Genomic DNA, 19,630 nt, shown 5'->3' with positions numbered 1-19,630 from the left:
CCAGTCGCCCGCCGAAGTCACCGTCGCGCCCAGCCTGCATTGCCGGTGCTTGTCACTGCCGTAATCGACGCGCATGTCGACGGTGAGCTGTCGAGTACCGTTCGCGGACGGCGAGATGGTGATGCTGCCGAAGGCATTGGCCCATTTGCCGGCGAGCCCGGCGCGGCCGGAACCGGCGGCGATCTCGCCGAGCACGGTGGCGCGCTGGCGCAGCGTCGCCACGAAGTTATCGCGCAGCTCGGCTTCGTCGACCTCCTGCACAGTGCCGGCGGCGCCCAGGATCATCTCATTGAACCAGGCCTGGTCGCGCTTGAGCAGCGGCCGGATGTTGGCGGGCGTCCTCGCCAGCGCCGTGTCGAATGATTTGTCGATCGCTGCCACGAGCTGGTCGTAGCCCTTCTCCTTGCAGATTTCGGCCTTGATCCGGCTGTCGTCGCCATTGACCGCTCCGCAGAGCGTGATCGCCGTCGGCGCACTGCTGGCGGCACGAAGATCGTCGTCCATGGCGTGGCAGGTGATGGGGGCAAGCAGAACGACCGCACTGAGCAGCGCGAGGCGGAAGGGGACGAACATCGGCAGCTCTCGGTGAAGCAGAATTGTGCGTTCTGCTTGGTCGTTCGCTGCGTCACCCGGGTTCAGGAAAATCAGGGTGGGCGAGCGGCCCGCCTGTCGGTCAGTTCATCATCCGGCGGAGAGCCTTGATCTGCTCCCTCTGCATCTCGATGTATTTTTCAATGGCCTTGCGCAGCTCCCGCGAGCGGAGCTTGTCGGTATCGCGCTGCACCTCATCGAGTGCGGCTTCGGCGTTGGCGAGCGTGGTCTTCATGATGGGCCCAGTTACGAAGCGGCCCCGGAGTGCCTAGGAGTCCGGGGCCATAACCTCAGCACCTCTGCGCCAGGCTGCTCGGCTACGGCTCCCAATATATAGAGCCTGGGCCTATAGAAATTGAGATGGCTCAAGCTCCGTAAGAAACCGGTGGCTCCGTAAGATCCCGGATGCGCATCGCGCGTCAGAAGGTCGGCGGCGTGCAGGCCGAGATCACTTCGCACGGCTTGCCGCCGACGCAGCGGAAGCGATGCGGGCGGCGGCTCTCGAAATAATAGGCATCGCCCGGATTGAGAATGCGACGCTCGTCCTCGACGGTGACTTCGAGCTTGCCCGATATCACGATGCCGCCTTCCTCGCCGTCATGGACGAGATGCACGCGTCCGGTGTCGCTGCCGGGCTCGTAGCGCTCTTTCAAGATCTGCAGGCTGCGGCCGAACAGATTGTCGCCGACTTGCCGATACGAGATCGGCTTCTTGCCGACCTCCGTCAGCTCCTCCGCGCGGTAGAAGATCTTGCGCCTGGACTCCGGCTCGAGTGCGAAGAACTCGGCGAGCCCCATCGGGATGCCGTCGAGGATGCGCTTCAGCGCGCCGACCGACGGGTTCATCTGGTTGGATTCGATCAGCGAGATCGTCGAATTGGTGACGCCGGCGCGTTTTGCCAGTTCACGCTGCGACAGCTTGTGGCGCGCCCGGATGAATCGCAGCCGTCCACCGATGTCGACGCTCATGACCCAGATCCTGTGTTGCAGGTGTTGCGGATCGCGCAAATATGGACCGGGTGGCCCAGCGAAATCAATGGCTTGCAGGTCATCGGAAAAGGACTTGTTGCGCTTACCAAGCCGTGGCTCTGCTAGAGGGTCAGCAAAGGAGCGCGGCCGTGACCCTTCATCAGATTCCGAACACTATCAAGACCGACTCGTTCTGGATGCCGTTCACGGCCAACCGTCAGTTCAAGAAGGCGCCGCGCCTGTTCTCCTCGGCCGAGGGCATGCACTACACCACCGTCGACGGCCGCAAGGTGATCGACGGCTCCGCCGGCCTCTGGTGCGTCAACGCCGGCCACGGCCGCAAGCAGATTGCCGCTGCGGTCGAGCGGCAGCTGATGACGCTGGACTTCGCACCCACGTTCCAGATGGGCCATCCGCTGGCGTTCGATTTCGCCGAGCGCCTTGCCGAGATCGCGCCGAAGGGTCTCGATCGCGTCTTCTTCACCAACTCGGGCTCCGAGTCGGTCGACACCGCGCTGAAGATCGCGCTCGCCTATCACCGCGCCAACGGCCAGTCGAGCCGCACCCGCCTGATCGGCCGCGAGCGCGGCTATCATGGCGTCGGCTTCGGCGGCACCTCGGTCGGCGGCATGGTGGCCAATCGTCGCGCCTTCGCGACACTGCTGCCGGGCGTCGACCACATCCGCCACACCCACGATCTCAGCCGTAACGCCTTTGCCAAGGACCAGCCCGAGCATGGCGTCGAGCTCGCCGACGATCTCGAGCGTCTGGTGGCCCTGCACGGCGCCGAAACCATCGCCGCCGTCATCGTCGAGCCGGTGCCGGGCTCGACCGCGGTGCTGCCGCCGCCGAAGGGCTATCTGCAGCGCCTGCGCGAGATCTGCGACAAGCACGGCATCCTCCTGATCTTCGACGAGGTCATCACCGGCTTCGGCCGCCTCGGCACCCCGTTCGCCGCCAACTTCTTCGGCGTCACGCCGGACCTGATGACGACGGCCAAGGGCATCACCAACGGTACCATTCCCTGCGGCGCGGTATTCGCGAGCCGCAAGGTGCATGACGGCATGATGGTCGGCCCGGAGAACCAGATGGAGCTGTTCCACGGCTACACCTATTCGGCGCATCCGACCGCCTGCGCCGCCGGCATCGCGACGCTCGACATCTACAAGGACGAGGGCCTGCTCACGCGCGGTGCGTCGATGGCCGAATACTGGCGCGATGCACTGCATTCGCTCAAAGGTCTGCCCAACGTCGTCGACATCCGCAATTGCGGCCTGATGGGCGCGGTTGAGCTCGCGCCGCGCGACGGAATCGTCGGCGCGCGCGGCTATGACGTGATGGTCGACTGCTTCAACACCGGCCTTTACCTGCGCATGAGCGGCGACAGCTTCGCGATGTCGCCTCCGCTCATCGTCGAGAAGAGCCATATCGACCAGATGGTTTCGATCCTCGGCGACGCCATCAAGAAGGTGGCCTGATAATTGCTCTCGCCGTTGCGAGTTGTTTCCTTGCAGCGGCGAGCGTGATGCCGCGGGAGTTTGACCAAGCGTGAAAGTTCTGATCCTCGGCAGCGGTGTCATCGGAGTCACCTCTGCCTACTACCTCGCGCGTGCCGGCCATGACGTGACGGTCGTTGACCGTCAGCCCGAACCGGCACTGGAGACCTCTTTCGCCAATGCCGGCGAAGTGTCGCCCGGCTATTCCTCGCCCTGGGCCGGTCCCGGCGTGCCGGTGAAGGCGGTCAAGTGGCTGTTGATGAAGCACGGCCCGCTGGTGATCAGGCCGAAGCTCGATCCGGTCATGTGGGTGTGGCTGCTCAAGATGTTGCGCAACTGCACCAGCGCGCGCTATGCGGTCAACAAGAGCCGGATGATCCCGATCGCGGAATACAGCCGCGATGCCTTGCGCGATCTGCGCCGCGACATCGGCATTCAATATGACGAGCGCTCGCAGGGTACGTTGCAGCTGTTCCGCTACCAGTCCCAGCTCGACGGCACGGCCGAGGACATCGCCGTGCTCAAGCAGTACGGCGTGCCCTTCGAGGTGTTGAGCCGCGAAGGCTGCATCGCGGTCGAGCCGGCGCTCGCCGGGGTGAAGGAGAAGTTCGCCGGCGGGCNCCTGCCGCAGGACGAGACCGGCGACTGCCACATGTTCACGCAGGCGCTGGCCAAGCATGCCCAGGCGCTCGGCGTGCGCTTCATGTTCAACACTGGCATCGACCGCATCGTCACCGACGGCGCGCGTGTCAGTGGCGTCGTCACCAGCGCCGGCCTGTTGCAGGCGGACAGCTATGTGCTCGCGCTCGGCAGCTGGTCGCCCCGGCTCGTCGCACCGCTCGGCATTTCGCTGCCGGTCTATCCGGTGAAGGGCTATTCGATCACGGTGCCGATCAAGGACGCCTCCGGCGCGCCGGAATCGACCGTGATGGACGAGAGCTACAAGGTCGCGATCACCCGCCTCGGCAACCGCATCCGCGTCGGCGGCACCGCCGAAATCTCCGGCTATTCGAGCAAGCTGTATGACGCCCGCCGCGCCACGCTCGATCATTCGCTGACCGACCTGTTCCCGCGCGGCGGCGACCTGTCAAAGGCGACGTTCTGGAGCGGCCTGCGCCCGATGACACCGGACGGCCCGCCCGTGATCGGCCCGACCCAATACGCCAATCTCCACCTCAACACCGGTCATGGCACGCTCGGCTGGACCATGTCCTGCGGTTCGGGGCGCGTGCTCGCCGACATGCTCTCAGGCAGGAAGCCGGACATCGACGTCAGCGCGCTGACGGTGGACCGGTACAATCACCGGTTCGGGTAAGATTGCGAGGAGCCCCTGCGACGAAGCAATCCAGAGTGCCTCCGCGGAGAGACTCTGGATTGCTTCGCTGCGCTCGCAATGACGGCGTGGAGGCAGCGTGGCTCTCTTCGCCTCTCCCCGCGTGCAGGGAGAGGCCGGAATTTGCGCAGCAAATTCCGGGTGAGAGGCTCCGCGAGTCTCACTCTGACTGGTTGCGCGGAGAAGGCCCCTCTCCCCGTAAGAACGGGGGGAGGGAGAGCAATCACCCCCCCGTCACGCAGTTCACCCACAGCACCACCGCTTTCGCATCCTGCGCCGGGTTCGAAAACCGGTGCGGCCTTCGGCTCGCAAACCGAAAGCTGTCGCCTGTCTTCAGCGACCACGTCTCGCTGTCCACCGTCAGCATCATCTCGCCTTCGAGCACCAGGCCGGCCTCTTCGCCGTCATGGGTGTAGAGCTCGTCGCCAGTCGAGCCGCCGGGCTCCAGATGCACCAGGAACAGGTTCAGCTTGTTGTCGGCGCTCGCCGGGCTCAGCAATTGTTTTGAGACACCGGTCCGCCACAGCTTCAGCTCGGGCCGTTGCAAACCGCGCGTCACCACCTGATCGGAGGCGCCATCGCTGCTTGGGCTCGCGCCGAACAGGGCGGCGATGCCGACGCCCAGCACGTCGGCGAGCGTCGCCAGCACGCGCAGCGACGGCGACGACAAGCCGCGCTCGATCTGGCTGAGGAAGCCGATCGACAGGTCCGCGCGCGAGGCGACCGTCTCCAGCGAGAATTGCCTGACGCGCCTGAGATCGCGGATGCGGCGGCCAACCGCGACGTCCATCGCAGGCTCGGCCGACTTGGCAACGGCTTTGGCTTTCACCTTCCTGGCCGGCTTTGCGGCGGCCGGTTTGCGCATTCTTTTGCCACCGCTCACGTCAAACCGCTTCCTTCATGTGCATGAAAACCGCTTGCATCACCCGTGAAAGTGTGACCAAATTTTCATATTGGTGAAAATAGGCCGAAACGGCTTGGCCCGCAACGTCTGATCATGACTTGCCCGGCGCCGTCATTGGCCAAGCCCAAAAGGGGATGCGATGAAGCGTTTTGGTCTGGCCGCGGTCGCGGCACTCGCAATTGCAGCCGCGCCGCCGGCCTCCGCGCAGCAGGTGCTGAAGGTCGGCTCGACGCCGACGGGCATTCCCTTCACCTTCCTCGACACCAAGACCAATACCATCCAGGGTATCATGGTCGATCTCGTGACCGAGATCGGCAAGGACGCCGGCCTCAACGTGCAGATCGAGCCGATGGCGTTCTCGGCGCTGATCCCATCGCTGACCTCGAGCAAGATCGACATCATCGCGGCTGCGATGTTCATCACCCCGCCGCGCAAGGAGGTCGTCGACTTCTCCGACCCGATCTACACCTATGGTGAGGGCCTCGTGGTGCCCAAGAGCGACACCAAGGCGTACACCACGCAGGACGACCTGAAAGGCGAGACCGTCGGCGCGCAAGTCGGCACCGCCTTCGTCGACGCCCTGAAGAAGACCGGCCTGTTCGCCGACGTGAAAGCCTACGACACCATTCCGGACATCCTGCGCGATGTGAACACCGGCCGCCTCAAGGCCGGCTATGCAGACTATCCGATCCTCGCCTACAACCTGAAGCAGGGCGGCTTCCCCGAGGTGCGCCTCGTCGACGGCTACAAGCCCGTGACCGTCGGCTCGGTCGGCATCGGCGTGCGCAAGGGCGAGACCGCGCTGCTCGGCAAGATCAACGCCTCGCTGGCGAAGCTGAAGGCCAACGGCACCATCGACAGGATCCTCGAGAAGTGGGGCCAGAAGGCGCAGGGCTGATTGGTAGGAACGGATTGATCAAGGCTGCCCGATGAAAGGCTTCTGGCACGACGCTGCCGAGTTCTTCCCGATCCTGATGAACGGCGTCGCGCTGACGATCGTCGTCACCATCGGCTCGCTGCTGCTCTCGACGGTGCTCGGCCTCGTCTGGGCGATGATGCGGGTCTCCGGCATCAAGGCGCTGTCGATGCTCAGCGCCAGCCTGATCAACGTCATCCGCGGCATCCCGATCATCGTGCTCTTGTTCTACCTCTACTTCGTGATGCCCGATCTCGGCGTCACGCTGTCGGCCTTGCAGGCCGCGATTCTCGGGCTCGGCATCGCCTATTCGGCCTACCAGGCGGAAAACTTCCGCGCCGGCATCGAGGCGATCGACAAGGGCCAGATCGAGGCGGCGCAGTCGATCGGCATGGGCTGGTGGCTGACCATGCGCCGCGTGGTGCTGCCGCAGGCCGTGCGCATCGTGCTGCCGCCCTATGGCAACGTCATGATCATGATGCTGAAGGACTCTTCGCAGGCCTCGACCATCACGGTCGCCGAGCTCGCGCTGCAGGGCAAGCTGATCGCGTCCTCGACCTTCAAGAACACCAGCGTGTTCACGCTGGTGGCGCTGATGTATCTCACCATGAGCATCCCGCTGATCCTGCTGGTCCGTCATTTCGAGAAGCGGGCCGGCAAGCGATGATCGAGCTGAACGACGTCCACAAGAGCTTTGGCAAGGTCGAGGTGCTCAAGGGCATCACGGCGTCCGTCGAGAAGGGCGAGGTGGTCTGCATCATCGGTCCCTCGGGCTCCGGCAAGTCGACCATCCTGCGCTGCATCAACGGCCTCGAAAGCTATGATCGCGGCGAGATCAGCGTCGAGGGATTGAAGGTCCACCGCGATGCGCCGTCGATCGTGAACATCCGCACCCAGGTGTCGATGGTGTTCCAGCGCTTCAACCTGTTTCCGCACCGGACAGTGCTGGAAAACGTCGTCGAGGGACCGCTCTTCGTGAAGAAGGAGCCACGGGCCCAGGTGCTCGAGCGCGGCCGCGCGCTGCTTGCCCAGGTCGGCCTCGCCGAGAAGGCCGACGCGCATCCGCCGCAGCTCTCCGGCGGCCAGCAGCAGCGGGTCGCGATCGCGCGGGCGCTGGCGATGCAGCCCAAGGCGATCCTGTTCGACGAGCCGACCTCGGCGCTCGATCCCGAACTCGTCGGCGACGTCCTCGGCGTGATGCGCAAGCTCGCCGACGACGGCATGACCATGGTCGTCGTCACCCACGAGATGGGCTTTGCCCGCGACGTTGCCGACCGCGTGCTGTTCATCGACGGCGGCGTCATCGTGGAGCAGGGGCCGGCCAAGGCGCTGCTCAACCAGCCCAAGCATCCGCGCACGCAGGACTTTTTGCGGCGCGTGCTGCATCCGCTCTGATCGGTCTTATGCAATGACGCGCCTTCCTCTGCCGCCTTCGCTCTATGCCGACACCGCCGTCGCGCCGGTCGCGACGCCGCCGCTCGATACGGACAAGACCGTCTCCGTCGCGATCGTCGGCGGCGGCTATACCGGCCTGTCCACCGCGTTGCATCTGGCCGAGCAGGGCGTCGAGGCACTGGTGCTGGAGGCGCAGGAGCCGGGCTGGGGCGCGTCCGGCAACAATGGCGGCCACACCAATCCCGGGCTGAAGCACGATCCCGATCAGATCGAGGCCGATTTCGGCGCCGAGCTCGGCCGCCGCATGATCGAGTTCTCCTACGGCACGCCGAACTTCACGCACGATCTGATCCGCCGCTACCAGATTCCGTGCGAGGCGCGCCAGAACGGCACGCTGCGCGCGGCCTATAGCGAAGCCGGCGCCGCAGCCATCGAGAAAACAGCGCAGCAATGCATCCGCCGCGGCATGCCGGTGTCATATCTGGGCCGCGAGCAGCTGCGCGAAATGACGGGCAGCGACCGCTACATCGGTGCCATGCTGGATACCCGGGGCGGCGATCTGCATCCCCTGAGCTACGCCCGCGGCCTTGCGCGCGCCGCGATCTCGGCGGGCGCGAAGGTGCATGGCGAAACGCCGGCGCAGTCGCTGCGCCGCGACGGCAATCGCTGGCGCATCGAAACGCCGCGGGCGATCGTGCATGCGGACAAAGTGCTGCTTGCGACCAATGGCTTCACCGACGATCTCTGGCCGGCGCTCCGCCGCACCATCGTGCCGGTGTTTTCGTCGATCGCCGCCACCGCGCCGCTCTCCGATGCGGTCGCCCGTTCGATCATGCCGACGCGCCCTGTTCTCTACGAGAGTGGGCACATCACCGTCTACTACCGCATCGACCAGCAAAACCGCCTGCTGATGGGCGGCCGCGGGCCGATGCGCTGGATCAGCTCGCCGAGCGACGTCGCCTATCTCATGCGTTATGCGGAGAGGCTGTGGCCCCAGATCAAGGGCGTCGCCTGGACTCATGGCTGGAATAGCCGACTCGCCATCACCGGTGATCACTATCCGCACGTCCACGAGCCTGCGGAGAGCATCTTGATCTCGCTCGGCTGCAACGGCCGCGGTGTCGCGCTCTCGACCGCCATGGGGGCGCAGCTCGCCCGCCGCCTGATCGGCGGCGCCAAGGCCGAGATCGACATGCCCGTGACCGGCATCAAGCCGATCCCGATGCACGCGTTCTGGCCGGTGGGCGTCACGACCGCGGTGATTGCGGGCCGCGTGCGGGACCGGCTCGGCATCTAAAAAAGGCGCCGCCTTGCGAGGGGCGGCGCCTTGCAGGAATTGCCGGTGGTGTCAGCAGCGGCCCTGCTTCCACAGTCCGGGCGGGCAGCCGTGACCGCGCCAGCCGACCTTGCGTCCATGGTACCATCCGTACGGTGCGCCATGGTGATGATGACCCATCGAATGGCCATGACCGTGTCCATGACCGTGTCCATGGCCGTGTCCACCCTTTGCGAGCGCGGGATTGGCGAATGCTAAGCCGGCTGCAACAATCAGCGACGCGGCGAGCGCGAGTTTCTTCATCGTGTCCTCCAGTGGGGCGAGCGCATTTGTCCGTTCCATGAACGAACGATGTGCAGCTAAGTTCCCTGCAATTATGGAGGAGTCGTGACGCTCGCGGAGATACGCGATCGCGCATCGGCTCAACGCGTGCTGGCAGATCCGCGCTTGCGACGTGCCCGCGGTTCGCCACCGGCACGCTCTCGTGTCAGCGGACTCAGGTCTCCGCAACCGCATCGGCCCAGGGCTGGAAGATCTCGACCGCGCCGGAATTGACCTCGCCCTCGCGCATCACCACGCTCGGGCAGGCGAACTTCTGCGGCAGCGCCTGCACCCGGCTCTCTTCATAGTCGAAGCGCGCGGCGAGAGCTTGGCGCACCTCCGCCGGCAGGCGGGAATCGCCGATCACAGTCGCGCCTTCGCTGGCGTCGATGCGAGGCTGGTGGATGGCGGCATCCAGGTCCATGCCGAAATCCATCGCAAAGGACACGAGCTGCATCACCGACGGCAGGATGCGGCGGCCGCCGGAGGCGCCGACTGCGAGACGCCTGCCGTCGCCGGTTTCGGCGATGACCGGCGTGTAGTTGGTGAGACAGCGCTTGCCGGGCGCGAGCGAGTTGGTGGTGCCGGGCGTCGGGTCGAACCACATGATGCCGTTGTTCATGGCGATGCCGGTATGCGGCGTCACATATTTCGAGCCAAAGGACGAGAGCAGCGTCTGCGTCACCGCGGCGAGATTGCCGTCGCGGTCGACGACGGAGAAATGCGTGGTGCAGGCGGGTGCGAGATATTCGGCGCCGAGCGAGCGCTTGCCGTCGGCATCGCCCATGTCCTTGAGCCGCTCGCGATAGGCCGTTTGCAAGGCTACGGCATATTCGGCATAGGCGGCCGCGTCGGGTTCGCTGCCCGGTTTCAGATTCTGCTGCAGCAGGCGCAGCGCATGCGCCAGCGTCGGTCCTGCCGTGAGCTCCGGCGTCGCGAACACCCTGCCGCCGCGGTAGGGGATCGCCAGCGGATCCCGCAGATGCGCGCGGAATGCGGCGAGGTCCTCCACCGACAGCGAGCCGCCGTCGGCCTTGATGTCGGAGGCGATGCTCCTGGCGAGATCGCCCTGGTAGAAATCGCGCGGGCCGGCGTCGGCGAGGCGCGACAGCGTCGCTTTCAGCTTGTCCAGCGGAAGCCGCGTCTCGGACTTGATGCCCCAGGGTGGGCTCGGCGGCAGGCCGTCCTTCAGGAATGTCGCGGCGCTCGCGGGATAGCGCCTGAGATCGGCGGCCGAACCGGAGATCGTCACCGTGGTCCACCAATCGACCAGCAGGCCTTCGCCGGCGAGCGCTGTGGCCGGCGCGACCAGATCCTTCCACGGCATCTTGGCGTAACGCCGATGCGCCTCCTCCATGCCGGCGACGACGCCCGGCATCGCGACTGCGGCGGGGCCGTGGATGTTGCGGTCATCCTGCACCCGCGGCCAGGGAAACAGATCGGAGGCCGCGCCCTGTCCGCTGAGCGGATAGTCGGCGACGCGCAGGCTCTGCGGCGCACACATGCCGTAGTCGATCACCTCGGTGCGATTTTCCTTGGCGCGGTAGAGCACCATCGCACCACCGCCGCCGATGCCGCTGTTCCAGGGCTCCAGCACGTTCAGCGCCATGGTGGTTGCCACGATCGCGTCCACGCAGTCACCGCCCGCCGCCAGCACTTGCGCTCCCACTTCGGCCGCCCGTCGCGACTGCGCAGCGACGACGCCGCCCTTGGACTTGACGGCGGGTTTGCGGACGGTCTGGGCGAGGCTGAACTGGTGAGGCATGGTGTTGTCTTGATCTTTGTCTTGTTGTCTTGGCTTCTTGTCTTGGCTTCGTAGCGCCGACGTCGAGGCGCCGCATTGGCGGAGCGCGCGGACAATGGCACATTGCCGCCAATGAGAACATCCAAAGGGAGACGGGACATGGCAGGTGTGAAACAAGCGCGGGATGGCGCGGTCGGGATTCTGACCCTCGACGAGCCCGCGAGCCTGAACGCCATGACGCCGGACCTGCTCGGCGCGCTCGCCACCGCCATCGCCGGGATGACGCAGGATGAAAGCGTGCGCGCCCTGGTCCTGACCGGCGCCGGGCGCGGCTTCTGCTCGGGCCAGAACCTGAAGGCGTCCGAGGCGCTCGGCGAGGACATCGCGGCTGGCGTGATGCGCTTCTACTGGCCGGCCTTCAGGGCGCTGCGCGGATGCCGCGTGCCTGTCGTCGTCGCGGTCAACGGGGTGGCGGCCGGCGGCGGCTTCAGCCTTGCGATGGCCGGCGACATCATCGTTGCGGCGCGGTCGGCAAGCTTCATCCAGGTGTTCAGCCGCATCGCGCTGGTGCCCGATCTCGGCTCGACCTGGCTGCTGCCGCGCCTGATCGGCCGGCAGCGAGCGCTGGAGCTGATGCTGCTCAACGAGCCGCTGACGGCGGAACGCGCCCAGGAGATCGGCCTGGTGCGGCAGGTCGTCGACGATGAGCAACTGATGGGAGAAGCGTTGGCCTTGGCGCGCCGCCTGGCGGAGGGCCCGACGCGCGCCTTGGTCGCAACCCGCGCGCTGGTCGAGGAGAGCGAGCACGCGACCTACGAGGCACAGTTCCGCCGCGAGATCGAGCTGCAGGCCATAATCCGCAAGAGCGCGGACGCCATCGAAGGCCGCACTGCCTTCGTCGAGAAACGCAAGGCGAAGTTTGCAGGGAGATGAAGGGCGCTGCCGTCCCCAAACGCATCATGGCCGGGCAAGCCCGGCCATGTGTGAAGGAGACAAAATCAGCTGAAAAGCGCCGAAGCCGCGGCGCTCAGAGCGAGCGGTCGAGCCGACTGGCCTGATATTTGGCGCGCCATTTCGGACCCGGGCCGCGCATGTAATGAAGCTCCGGGCGGTAGGGGTTGCCGGCGACCTTCACCAGCGTCTGCCATTTGCTGGCGACGAAGGTCAGGGGCTGCCGGAACAGGGTGAGCGAAGCGAGGAACATGGCATCGACCTCAGTGCGGCTTGCCGAGCATGGCGGTGAAGGGGAGGTCGAAAATCTCCTCGCCGTCGTCGTCGCTGACATGGATCACCCAATCGCGCCAGTCTTCGGCACCGGGCGTCTGGATCATCGAAATCATGATCTGGGCAGCGCGGTCGCGTGCCTCGGTCAGATTGGCGACGGCGGCGCCGTAGCGGTCGATCAGCGTGCCCTCGGTGTTGGAGCAGTGAAAATAGACCTGGACCATAAGCGCCTCCTGTAGAAAGCGATTGGGACGGCAAACCGATACCACCCCAAGCATTCGCGAAACATTCGGGTCGAGCCCGGTAAGGGAATCTACGGAGATTGGTCGGCGCCAAGGTCGTTACAGGTTTAATCACAGGCGGGTGATGGCTGGACGGCGCCCGGGCGCCATGGAACAAGTCTCACCCGAAGGTCGGGGGGCACCGTGAATCAGTTCACGTTCGGGAGCGAATGCCGAAGCTTGCGCTTGCTTGCGGCGGTTCTGGTCGGGGCGTTGCTGGGCTTGGTGTCGGCCTCGGCCGAGCCGGTCAGGAAGAGCGGCTATGCGATCGGCGCGGAATCCTGCGGCAGCGGTGACCTCGCTTTTCCTAGGATCCAGATCGACATGAAGGCGGGGTTTTGCGCCGGCCTCGTCGCCAGCGAAGAGGACCGCCTCAAATTCCCGCGTTCGATCGTCCAGGTGCCCGGCCGCGACCTGTTCATGGTCGCCGACATGGGCGGCTGGGGCCACACCGACGGGCGGCTGCTGCTGCTCGACCCGCGCGCCCCCCAGGGGCAGCGCTTCAAGGAGCTGCTGACGGGGCTCGAATACCCGTTCGGCCTCGTCGTCGGCCCGGACAAAAAGCTCTATGCCTCGACCGCGGAGGCGATCTTCCGGTTCGATCCGCTCGCCGACAACCCTCGGAGCTCGGTCGAGACCATCGTCCGACACATGCCCGGCCGCCGAATCACGCTGCCGGACGGCACGAAGCTCGACGAGAGCGCGCATCCGCTCAAGCAATTCGTCTTTGACAGGAACGGGCGGCTGTTCGTCAATGTCGGCTCGCACAGCGACGACTGCATCACGCCGGCGCCGATCACGAAGCCCTGTGCCGCGGCCGAGGGCGGCTCAGCGCTTGCCGCGATTTGGCTGTTCACGCCGCCCGCAGGCGGCGTCTTCCCCGCATTGAAGCCTGGCGATCCCGATCCGCCGCACACCGTGTATGCGCGCGGCTTGCGCAACTCGCTGGCGCTGGCGCTGCATCCGAACTTCCCGGATGCCGGCTACGCCTTCCTGCAAGGCGAGAACGGCCGCGATCTGCCCGACATCTTCAAGCCGAACGAGGAGATCAACGCGATCGAGCCGGGCAGGCACTACGGCTGGCCCTATTGCTACGATTTGTCGACGCCGAGCCCCGAGTTCAGGCTCGTGCTGCAATCGGGGACCTACAAATCGCTCTGTACGGCCAATGCTCTCTACAAGCCGCCGCTCTCGCTGATGCCACCGCACGGCGCGCCGCTCGCGATGCTCTATTACCACGGCGCCAAATTCCCGGAGCTGGAGGGCAGGCTGCTGGTCAGCCTGCACGGCTATCGTCCGACGGGCAGCCGCATCCTCATCTACGATGTCGACGATCACGGCTTTCCCAGGCCGAGCGCTCCGCCGGTGCGCTACCACGTCAGCTGCGCGGCCGATCCGGCGCGCCATTTTCAGACCGACGCGGGTGAGGTCGCCGCCGCGCCGTTCGACGAGCTGATCGCAGGCTGGCACCGTGTCAACGGCGCGCGGCCGCAAGGCACGCCAGTCGGCATGACGGTCGCGGAGGACGGCGCCATCTGGCTGGTCGAGGACAAGAACCAGACCGTGATCCGCATCGATCGCGCTGTGGGCGATCCGCCTCAGCCGCTTCCTTGCGACACGCGCAGCCAAGCGATGATCGACCAGCTCGCGGCCTTCGTCGCCAGGAATGCACAGAACAGCGTTCGCCTCACAACGCTGCGCAAGGGCCTCGTCGAGAAGCACTGCGTCGGCTGCCATTCCGATTTCGGCCTGAAGACAGGGCAATCGGATGCGGAGAAGGACAGGGCAGCGCTGCATTTCATGCTGTCGCAGGACGGCTGGATCTATCCAGGAGATCCCGACGCCGGCAAGCTGCGCACGCGGCTGCGCGGGATCGGGGCCGAGAAGCTGATGCCGCCGGGCGGCGAAAGCCTGCCGAAGACCGAGCCCGGTTACACGCGCCTGCTCGACGCCGCGGACCTGCTCGTCGCCAAGATGGTTCCGGGCACGCGGATGCGGATCAAGCCCGGCCCGCCACAGCGGAAGTTTTTCAGCAAAGCCAACAAGGAATGCGGCGAAATACCGGCCGGAAAGGTCGTCGTCGTGACACAAAGGAGCGCTGTAGACACACCCGGTTTCAGCCGATTCTTCCGGCCGGCCGATCCCTATCTGAATGGCGAGTGCACCGACGACGATGGCTATTACATCCGGCAGGAATTTCTGGTGCCTGTGCAGTAGCATCCTGCTTGTCGCGACGCCGCTCGCCGCTGCCGAAACAAGATTGTTCGACAGCGTGCAGGTGACGCCGGCCAGCGAATATACCTTTGGCATCGAAGGGCCCGCCGCCGATCTCGACGGCAATCTCTTCGTCGTCAATCTCGGCAAGCCCGGCACCATCGGCAAATTGCCCGCGGGCGGCACCGCCTCGGAGCTGTTCACGACCCTCCCCGAAGGCAGCGTCGGCAACGCGATCCGCTTCGATCGCAGCGGCACGATGTTCATTGCCGACTACAAGAAGCACAACATCTTCGCGATCCCGAAGGGGGCGACCGAGCCTGCCGTCTGGTTTCACTCCGACGAGATGAACCAGCCGAACGACATCACCATCGCGCGCGACGGCACGATCTATGCGAGCGATCCGAACTGGAAGGGGCGTGAAGGCCACATCTGGCGCATCGCGAAAGCCGCGGACGGATCGGTGCAGGGGCAGGTGATGTCGGCGCCGCGCGCGATGGGCACGACCAACGGCATCGATCTCAGTCCCGACGGCAAGACGCTCTATGTCGGCGAATCCAGCAGCGGCCAGATCTGGTCCTATGCGATCAGCGGCAACGAGCTCACCGCGGCAAGGCTGGTCAAGGCGTTTCAGCCCGACACCGTGGACGGCCTGCGCACGGACGTTGCCGGCCGCCTCTACGTCGCGCGTATTCTCAAGGGCACGATCGCGCTGATGAAGCCGACCGGCGCGGTCGAGCGCGAGGTCCCGCTGAGGGCCAAGGAGCCGACCAACCTTGCCTTCGGCGGCAGCGACGGCAAGACCGTCTTCGTCAGCCAGCGCCAGGGCGGCTTCATCGAGGCCTTCCGCACCGACCAGCAGGGCCGCGAGCACTGTCTCCAGCGCGGGCGCTGCTAGAGTATCGAAGGCGGTCTGCTCGTAGCGCAGGGCGGCGCGAAGAGGGCGGCATTCTTCTTGCTTGCATCTGGCCGTCGCAGGCATCAAGACATCTGTGGCACGGTCAAAGCGTTTTCGAGCGAATTGGATACCGGTTCGCGTAAAGAAAACGCGTCAGAACAAGAACCCAGCGCGCGACCACGGAGTGTTTGAGTGAAAGCCGTCTATACCGAACTGCACCGTAGCCACGATCCGCAATTCTTCCTGGTTCGTGGCGTCGTCAAGCGCACCACCGAGCAGCCCGAGCGCGCCGACCGCCTGCTCAAGGGGCTGAAGGACGGCAAGCATCAACTGGTCGAGCCCAAGACATTCGGGCAGGGGCCGCGCGCGCGCATCCACGGTCCGGAATACCTGACGTTCCTGAGCGAAGCCTGGGACGCCTGGACCGCGCTTGGTGATTCCGGTCCGGAGATGATCGGCAACATCCATCCTGTGCGCCACGCGGCGACCTATCCGACCCACATCGTCGGCAAGCTCGGCTGGCACACCGCCGATACCGCGGCGCCGATCGGCCCCGGCACCTGGGCCGCGGCCTGCGCTGCGACGGACGTTGCGGTCACGGCGGCGCAGATGGTGATGGACGGGGAGGATGCGACGTACGCGCTCTGCCGTCCGCCCGGCCATCACGCCTATCGTGACATGGCCGGCGGCTTCTGCTTCCTGAACAACAGCGCCATCGCTGCGGCGCATCTGCGGCTCAAGCACGAGCGCGTCGTGATCCTCGACGTCGACGTCCATCACGGCAACGGCACGCAAGGCATCTTCTACGCGCGGCCTGACGTCTACACGGTCTCGATCCACGCCGATCCCGTTGCGTATTATCCCTATGTGTGGGGCTATGCGCATGAGCGCGGCGAGGGCGCGGGCCTCGGCACTAATCTCAACATTCCGCTGCCCATCGGTACTGGCGATGACGGCTACATGCAGGCGATGGACGTCGCACGCAAGGCGATCGAATCCTTTGCGCCCGGCGCGCTCGTCATCGCGCTCGGTCTGGACGCCTCCGAGCATGACCCGCTCAAGGGCCTCGCCGTCACCACGCCCGGCTTCCGCCGCATCGGCCAGGCCATCGCGAAAATGGGCCTGCCGACCGTGTTCGTGCAGGAGGGCGGCTATCTCTCGGATATACTCGGCGCGAATTTGACGTCTATGCTGGCGGGGTTTGAAGAGGCGAGGTGACCTCGCCTCACTCCTTGAACAAGATCTGCTCAAGCAGGTCGATCCGCCTGATCCGGATGATGCTGCCGTCGATGGAAATGATGCGGCGGTTCTGGAAACGTTTCAGCATCATCGTCACCCATTGGCGGGTCGAGCCGACCATGGCTGCGATCTGATCGTGGGTGATCTTGCGGTCGATGATGATGGTATCCCCGTCGGCGGTGCCGTGCAGCTCCGACAAGGTGAGCAGAAATTGCGCCAGCCGTTCGATCACCGACCGCGTGCCGAGGATCTGCGCCATCGACGAGTAGCATTTACCCTTGGCGACGAGGCCGTCGATCAGCGCCAGCGCGAAGCTGGGCATGCCGGTCAGGAGCTTCTCCAGCGCCGGGCCGGACAGTGCCGCGATCTCACAGGCCTCGATGGCGATGCCCGACCACATGTGGATGCCGCCGCCGGAGATTTCGGGGCCGCCGATGAAATGTCCCGGCGTCCAATATGCGAGCGTGATCTCGCGGCACGACGGCGCGGTATAGTAAACCCGCACCTGCCCGCGACGGATGATGAAGATGCCGTCGTGCCCGTCGCCTTGGCTGAACACCATCTCGCCCTGCGGAACGGTGATCGTGCGGGCGGCCGCGTGCACGCGCGCCTGCTCCGATGCAGACAAGCGATCGAGGAAATGCGCGCCGGCATTCAGCCCGTCGATCGTCTCGCTCATGAACAGCGCCGAGCTCGCGGGCCTCATGCGTGTGCTGCGAGCACGGCATGCCCGCTTGGCGGCGGGCCAGTCGAACTGAACGCCGGCAAGAGGCCGCTCTGTGAAAGCGGCAGGCTCGGTCGCGGCAGCTTCCTTGAGTATGGTCATCGCAATCTGTCAGCTATTCCGGGTCCCTGCGAATAGGTAAGAGCGGCGATGGCTCGATGTCCATCTCTTTGCGATCGTTCCAGATCACTTAGCAAAGCTTGATGCGCGTGGCGGTCGGCGACGACATGATTTCTCTGCCGGCAGCTCCGTCCCGAGAAAATCATTTGCGCCGTCGGCGACCGATTCACCACCGCGAGTCATCGCCGATAACGATGCAAATAATTGCTTCAAACATTGCGAGGTGACTTCGATAGTACCGGCCAGCGTTTGTTGCCGGCACGCGCCCGGCTTGTCGAGGACAGTTCGATGGTCGAATTCAGCTCTTTGAGAATCGTTGCGGCCGTCATGGCCATCACCGTTGCGTCGCTCGGGGTGGCGCGGGGGGAGACGATTCGTGTCGCCGTCGGAACGCAGGATACGACGATCAATTGCGCGACCGGCGGACTGCTCATTCGTGAGCTGAAACTGCTCGAGAAGTTCCTGCCGCGTGACGGCAGGTACAAGGACGTCACGTACGACATCCAGTGGAAGAATTTCACGAGCGGCGCACCGCTCACCAACGAGATGGTTGCGGGCAAGCTCGATTTCGGCGCGATGGCGGATTTTCCGGGTTCGCTGAACGGCGTTGCCTTCCAGAAGGCAGGACGGCGCAGCCTTTTCATCAGCGTGTTGTCCGGCAGCACCAAGGGAAGCGGCAACGGCATCGTGGTGCCCTCGAATTCGCCGGTGCAGTCGTTCGAGGAGCTCAAGGGCAAGACGATCTCCGTTCCCTTTGCCTCGACCTCGCACGGCATGCTGCTTCGCGCCATCGAAGCCAAGGGCTGGAATCCTGAGACTGACGTCAACATCATCACGCAGGCCCCGGAGGTTGCGGGGCCGGCCTTGCAGGCGGGCAAAGTGGAGGCGCATGCCGATTTCGTTCCGTTCGCCGAGCTGTTTCCGTGGCGCGGCTTCGCGCGCAAGATTTTTGACGGCGCACAGGCGAATGTCCCAACGTTCCACGGCAGCCTGGTTGATGCGGAATACGCCGAAAAATATCCGGAGATCGTCGTGGCCTACCTTCGCGCCGGGCTCGAGGCCGATCGACTTATTGCCGAGGAGCCCGAGAAATACAGCGAACTGATCGCCAAGGTCACCGGCATCGAGGTCGAGGTTGACTATCTCTTCCACGGCCCGCTTGGTCTTCAGACCCGCGACGTGACCTGGAAGCCGGAGTACCGGCAGGCGGTCGCAACCTCGATCAAGACGCTGAAGCTGCTCAAGCGCGCGGACAGCGATCTCGATATCAACCAGTTCGTCACCGATAAATTCATTCGGATTGCGGCCGCGCAGGCCGGGCGCGACTATGACGCGCAGCTGAAGAACTATGCGCAGCTCCCGCTCAGGGCCAAGGACGCCGCAACGGGTGCCGAGATCAGCGACTCCAGTCGCGTCGCTCAGGTCTGGGTCAGGGACGAGCCCCATGTGCGCCACTACGCCTCGCCCGAGAACGCGTTGAAGGCGCTCGCCGACCTCGAGAAGAACGGCAAGGCTATCCGCGTGGTCTATGCTCAGGATCGCGAAAGCGGCATCAAGCTGTTTGCCAACCAGGCCTGGTTCGTGCGTTCGCCGCAAGGCGAATTGAACGCTTTCCTGCTCAAGGATGCGGCCGAGCGATGGTCGAAGCAGAATGGCGGCGCCGTGCTCGACTTCGCGGCTGCGCGCGAGTCCCTCGTCGTGAGCCGGTGAGGCCATGGCGACGACTGTTCGGGCCCGACCCGCGAACGTCCGATGGGCGATCCGCGGCCTTTCGATCCTCGCCTGCATCGCCCTGTGGCAGATCGCTTCGACGTATCATCTCAATCTCGGGGTCGTCACTTTCCGCAACGTGCCGCCGCCTCTCGAGGTCGTCCAAGCCGCCCTGGCCCTGTTCCGGTCGCCGAAACTTGCGGCGCATATCACCAGCAGCCTCTGGCGCGTGTTCGCTGGCTACGCTGCGGCGGTGGTGATGGGTGTGATCCTCGG

20 protein-coding genes and 2 pseudogenes are annotated in these 19,630 nt (G+C 65.2%); 13 read left to right on the top strand and 9 right to left on the bottom strand.

Features of this window, described 5'->3' with window-relative positions; translation table 11 throughout:
* The 3 genes from A5906_RS43445 to A5906_RS38220 all read right to left on the bottom strand — a co-directional run.
* Positions 1-573, bottom strand: a 573-nt coding sequence (locus A5906_RS43445) for a hypothetical protein (RefSeq protein ID WP_201723821.1), incomplete at its 3' end; no start/stop codon positions are given.
* A 100-nt stretch (positions 574-673) separates the two neighbouring features.
* The gene (locus tag A5906_RS43440; RefSeq protein ID WP_167523757.1) at positions 674-826 is read right to left on the bottom strand and encodes a hypothetical protein; all 153 of its coding nucleotides are present in this window, start codon (positions 824-826) and stop codon (positions 674-676) included.
* A 184-nt stretch (positions 827-1,010) separates the two neighbouring features.
* Positions 1,011-1,559 (bottom strand): cupin domain-containing protein, encoded by a 549-nt coding sequence (locus A5906_RS38220; RefSeq protein WP_018646206.1) that lies wholly within the window; start codon positions 1,557-1,559, stop codon positions 1,011-1,013.
* Positions 1,560-1,708: 149 nt separating this feature from the next.
* Between A5906_RS38220 and aptA the strand changes: the two genes are divergently transcribed.
* From aptA to A5906_RS45785, 3 genes and pseudogenes are all read left to right on the top strand, one after another.
* Positions 1,709-3,037, top strand: coding sequence for an omega-aminotransferase AptA (aptA, locus tag A5906_RS38215; protein WP_080140255.1), 1,329 nt, complete (start codon positions 1,709-1,711; stop codon positions 3,035-3,037).
* 70 nt (positions 3,038-3,107) lie between these two features.
* A pseudogene (locus tag A5906_RS45790) lies at positions 3,108-3,675 on the top strand (FAD-dependent oxidoreductase); the annotation flags it as partial.
* 1 nt (position 3,676) lies between these two features.
* A partial coding sequence (locus A5906_RS45785; protein ID WP_245327131.1) for an FAD-dependent oxidoreductase occupies positions 3,677-4,370 on the top strand: 694 nt, incomplete at its 5' end.
* A 241-nt stretch (positions 4,371-4,611) separates the two neighbouring features.
* On the opposite strand, the gene A5906_RS38205 is transcribed toward A5906_RS45785, so the two are convergent.
* Entirely contained in the window at positions 4,612-5,253 is a 642-nt protein-coding gene (locus A5906_RS38205) for a helix-turn-helix domain-containing protein (RefSeq protein WP_080140253.1), read from the bottom strand.
* A gap of 178 nt (positions 5,254-5,431) precedes the next feature.
* Between A5906_RS38205 and A5906_RS38200 the strand changes: the two genes are divergently transcribed.
* From A5906_RS38200 to A5906_RS38185, 4 genes are read left to right on the top strand one after another with little or no spacing between them, the layout of a single operon-like run.
* Positions 5,432-6,190 (top strand): ABC transporter substrate-binding protein, encoded by a 759-nt coding sequence (locus tag A5906_RS38200; RefSeq protein WP_080140252.1) that lies wholly within the window; start codon positions 5,432-5,434, stop codon positions 6,188-6,190.
* 31 nt (positions 6,191-6,221) lie between these two features.
* Positions 6,222-6,875, top strand: coding sequence for an amino acid ABC transporter permease (locus tag A5906_RS38195; protein WP_080140251.1), 654 nt, complete (start codon positions 6,222-6,224; stop codon positions 6,873-6,875).
* Positions 6,872-7,603, top strand: coding sequence for an amino acid ABC transporter ATP-binding protein (locus tag A5906_RS38190; RefSeq protein ID WP_080140250.1), 732 nt, complete (start codon positions 6,872-6,874; stop codon positions 7,601-7,603). Before A5906_RS38195 ends, A5906_RS38190 begins: the two co-directional genes overlap by 4 nt.
* A gap of 13 nt (positions 7,604-7,616) precedes the next feature.
* Complete coding sequence (locus A5906_RS38185) at positions 7,617-8,900, top strand: NAD(P)/FAD-dependent oxidoreductase (protein WP_080140249.1); 1,284 nt, start codon at positions 7,617-7,619, stop codon at positions 8,898-8,900.
* Between the two features lie 51 nt (positions 8,901-8,951).
* Here A5906_RS38185 and A5906_RS43435 read toward each other — a convergent pair whose 3' ends face one another.
* Together A5906_RS43435 and A5906_RS38175 are read right to left on the bottom strand one after the other, a co-directional pair.
* Positions 8,952-9,182: a hypothetical protein gene (locus A5906_RS43435; protein WP_167523744.1), complete on the bottom strand. Its 231-nt coding sequence runs from the start codon at positions 9,180-9,182 to the stop codon at positions 8,952-8,954.
* A gap of 193 nt (positions 9,183-9,375) precedes the next feature.
* A complete protein-coding gene (locus tag A5906_RS38175) occupies positions 9,376-10,965 on the bottom strand; it encodes a gamma-glutamyltransferase family protein (protein ID WP_080140247.1) in 1,590 nt (529 codons plus the stop codon).
* A gap of 138 nt (positions 10,966-11,103) precedes the next feature.
* Between A5906_RS38175 and A5906_RS38170 the strand changes: the two genes are divergently transcribed.
* Positions 11,104-11,877: an enoyl-CoA hydratase-related protein gene (locus A5906_RS38170; RefSeq protein WP_080140246.1), complete on the top strand. Its 774-nt coding sequence runs from the start codon at positions 11,104-11,106 to the stop codon at positions 11,875-11,877.
* A 94-nt stretch (positions 11,878-11,971) separates the two neighbouring features.
* On the opposite strand, the gene A5906_RS43430 is transcribed toward A5906_RS38170, so the two are convergent.
* Positions 11,972-12,148 carry a hypothetical protein gene (locus A5906_RS43430; RefSeq protein WP_167523756.1) on the bottom strand — a complete coding sequence of 59 codons (177 nt, stop codon included), beginning with the start codon at positions 12,146-12,148 and terminating at the stop codon, positions 11,972-11,974.
* A gap of 10 nt (positions 12,149-12,158) precedes the next feature.
* The gene (locus A5906_RS38165) at positions 12,159-12,392 is read right to left on the bottom strand and encodes a DUF6894 family protein (protein ID WP_080140245.1); all 234 of its coding nucleotides are present in this window, start codon (positions 12,390-12,392) and stop codon (positions 12,159-12,161) included.
* A 201-nt stretch (positions 12,393-12,593) separates the two neighbouring features.
* On the opposite strand from A5906_RS38165, the gene A5906_RS38160 reads away from it, so the two are divergent.
* From A5906_RS38160 to A5906_RS38150, 3 genes are all read left to right on the top strand, one after another.
* The gene (locus A5906_RS38160) at positions 12,594-14,666 is read left to right on the top strand and encodes a PQQ-dependent sugar dehydrogenase (protein ID WP_080140244.1); all 2,073 of its coding nucleotides are present in this window, start codon (positions 12,594-12,596) and stop codon (positions 14,664-14,666) included.
* The gene (locus A5906_RS38155; RefSeq protein WP_080140243.1) at positions 14,623-15,561 is read left to right on the top strand and encodes an SMP-30/gluconolactonase/LRE family protein; all 939 of its coding nucleotides are present in this window, start codon (positions 14,623-14,625) and stop codon (positions 15,559-15,561) included. The genes A5906_RS38160 and A5906_RS38155 overlap by 44 nt, the downstream gene beginning before the upstream one ends.
* Before the next feature lie 192 nt (positions 15,562-15,753).
* Positions 15,754-16,779, top strand: a complete 1,026-nt coding sequence (locus A5906_RS38150) for a histone deacetylase family protein (RefSeq protein WP_080140242.1) — start codon at positions 15,754-15,756, stop codon at positions 16,777-16,779.
* 7 nt (positions 16,780-16,786) lie between these two features.
* Here the strand turns inward: A5906_RS38150 and A5906_RS38145 are convergent, their stop codons facing one another.
* Positions 16,787-17,506 carry a Crp/Fnr family transcriptional regulator gene (locus tag A5906_RS38145; protein ID WP_080140296.1) on the bottom strand — a complete coding sequence of 240 codons (720 nt, stop codon included), beginning with the start codon at positions 17,504-17,506 and terminating at the stop codon, positions 16,787-16,789.
* A 426-nt stretch (positions 17,507-17,932) separates the two neighbouring features.
* Here A5906_RS38145 and A5906_RS38140 point away from each other — a divergent pair, with 426 nt between their 5' ends.
* Together A5906_RS38140 and A5906_RS45780 are read left to right on the top strand one after the other, a co-directional pair.
* On the top strand, positions 17,933-19,354 hold the full coding sequence (locus tag A5906_RS38140) for an ABC transporter substrate-binding protein (RefSeq protein ID WP_080140295.1): 1,422 nt from the start codon (positions 17,933-17,935) through the stop codon (positions 19,352-19,354).
* Positions 19,355-19,358: 4 nt separating this feature from the next.
* Positions 19,359-19,630, top strand: a pseudogene (locus A5906_RS45780) (ABC transporter permease); the annotation flags it as partial.

This window comes from Bradyrhizobium sacchari (genome assembly GCF_002068095.1).
Taxonomy (GTDB): Bacteria; Pseudomonadota; Alphaproteobacteria; order Rhizobiales; family Xanthobacteraceae; genus Bradyrhizobium; species Bradyrhizobium sacchari.
The sequence above is the reverse complement of the archived record's forward strand: the minus strand, read 5'-3'. Positions and strand labels throughout refer to the sequence as shown.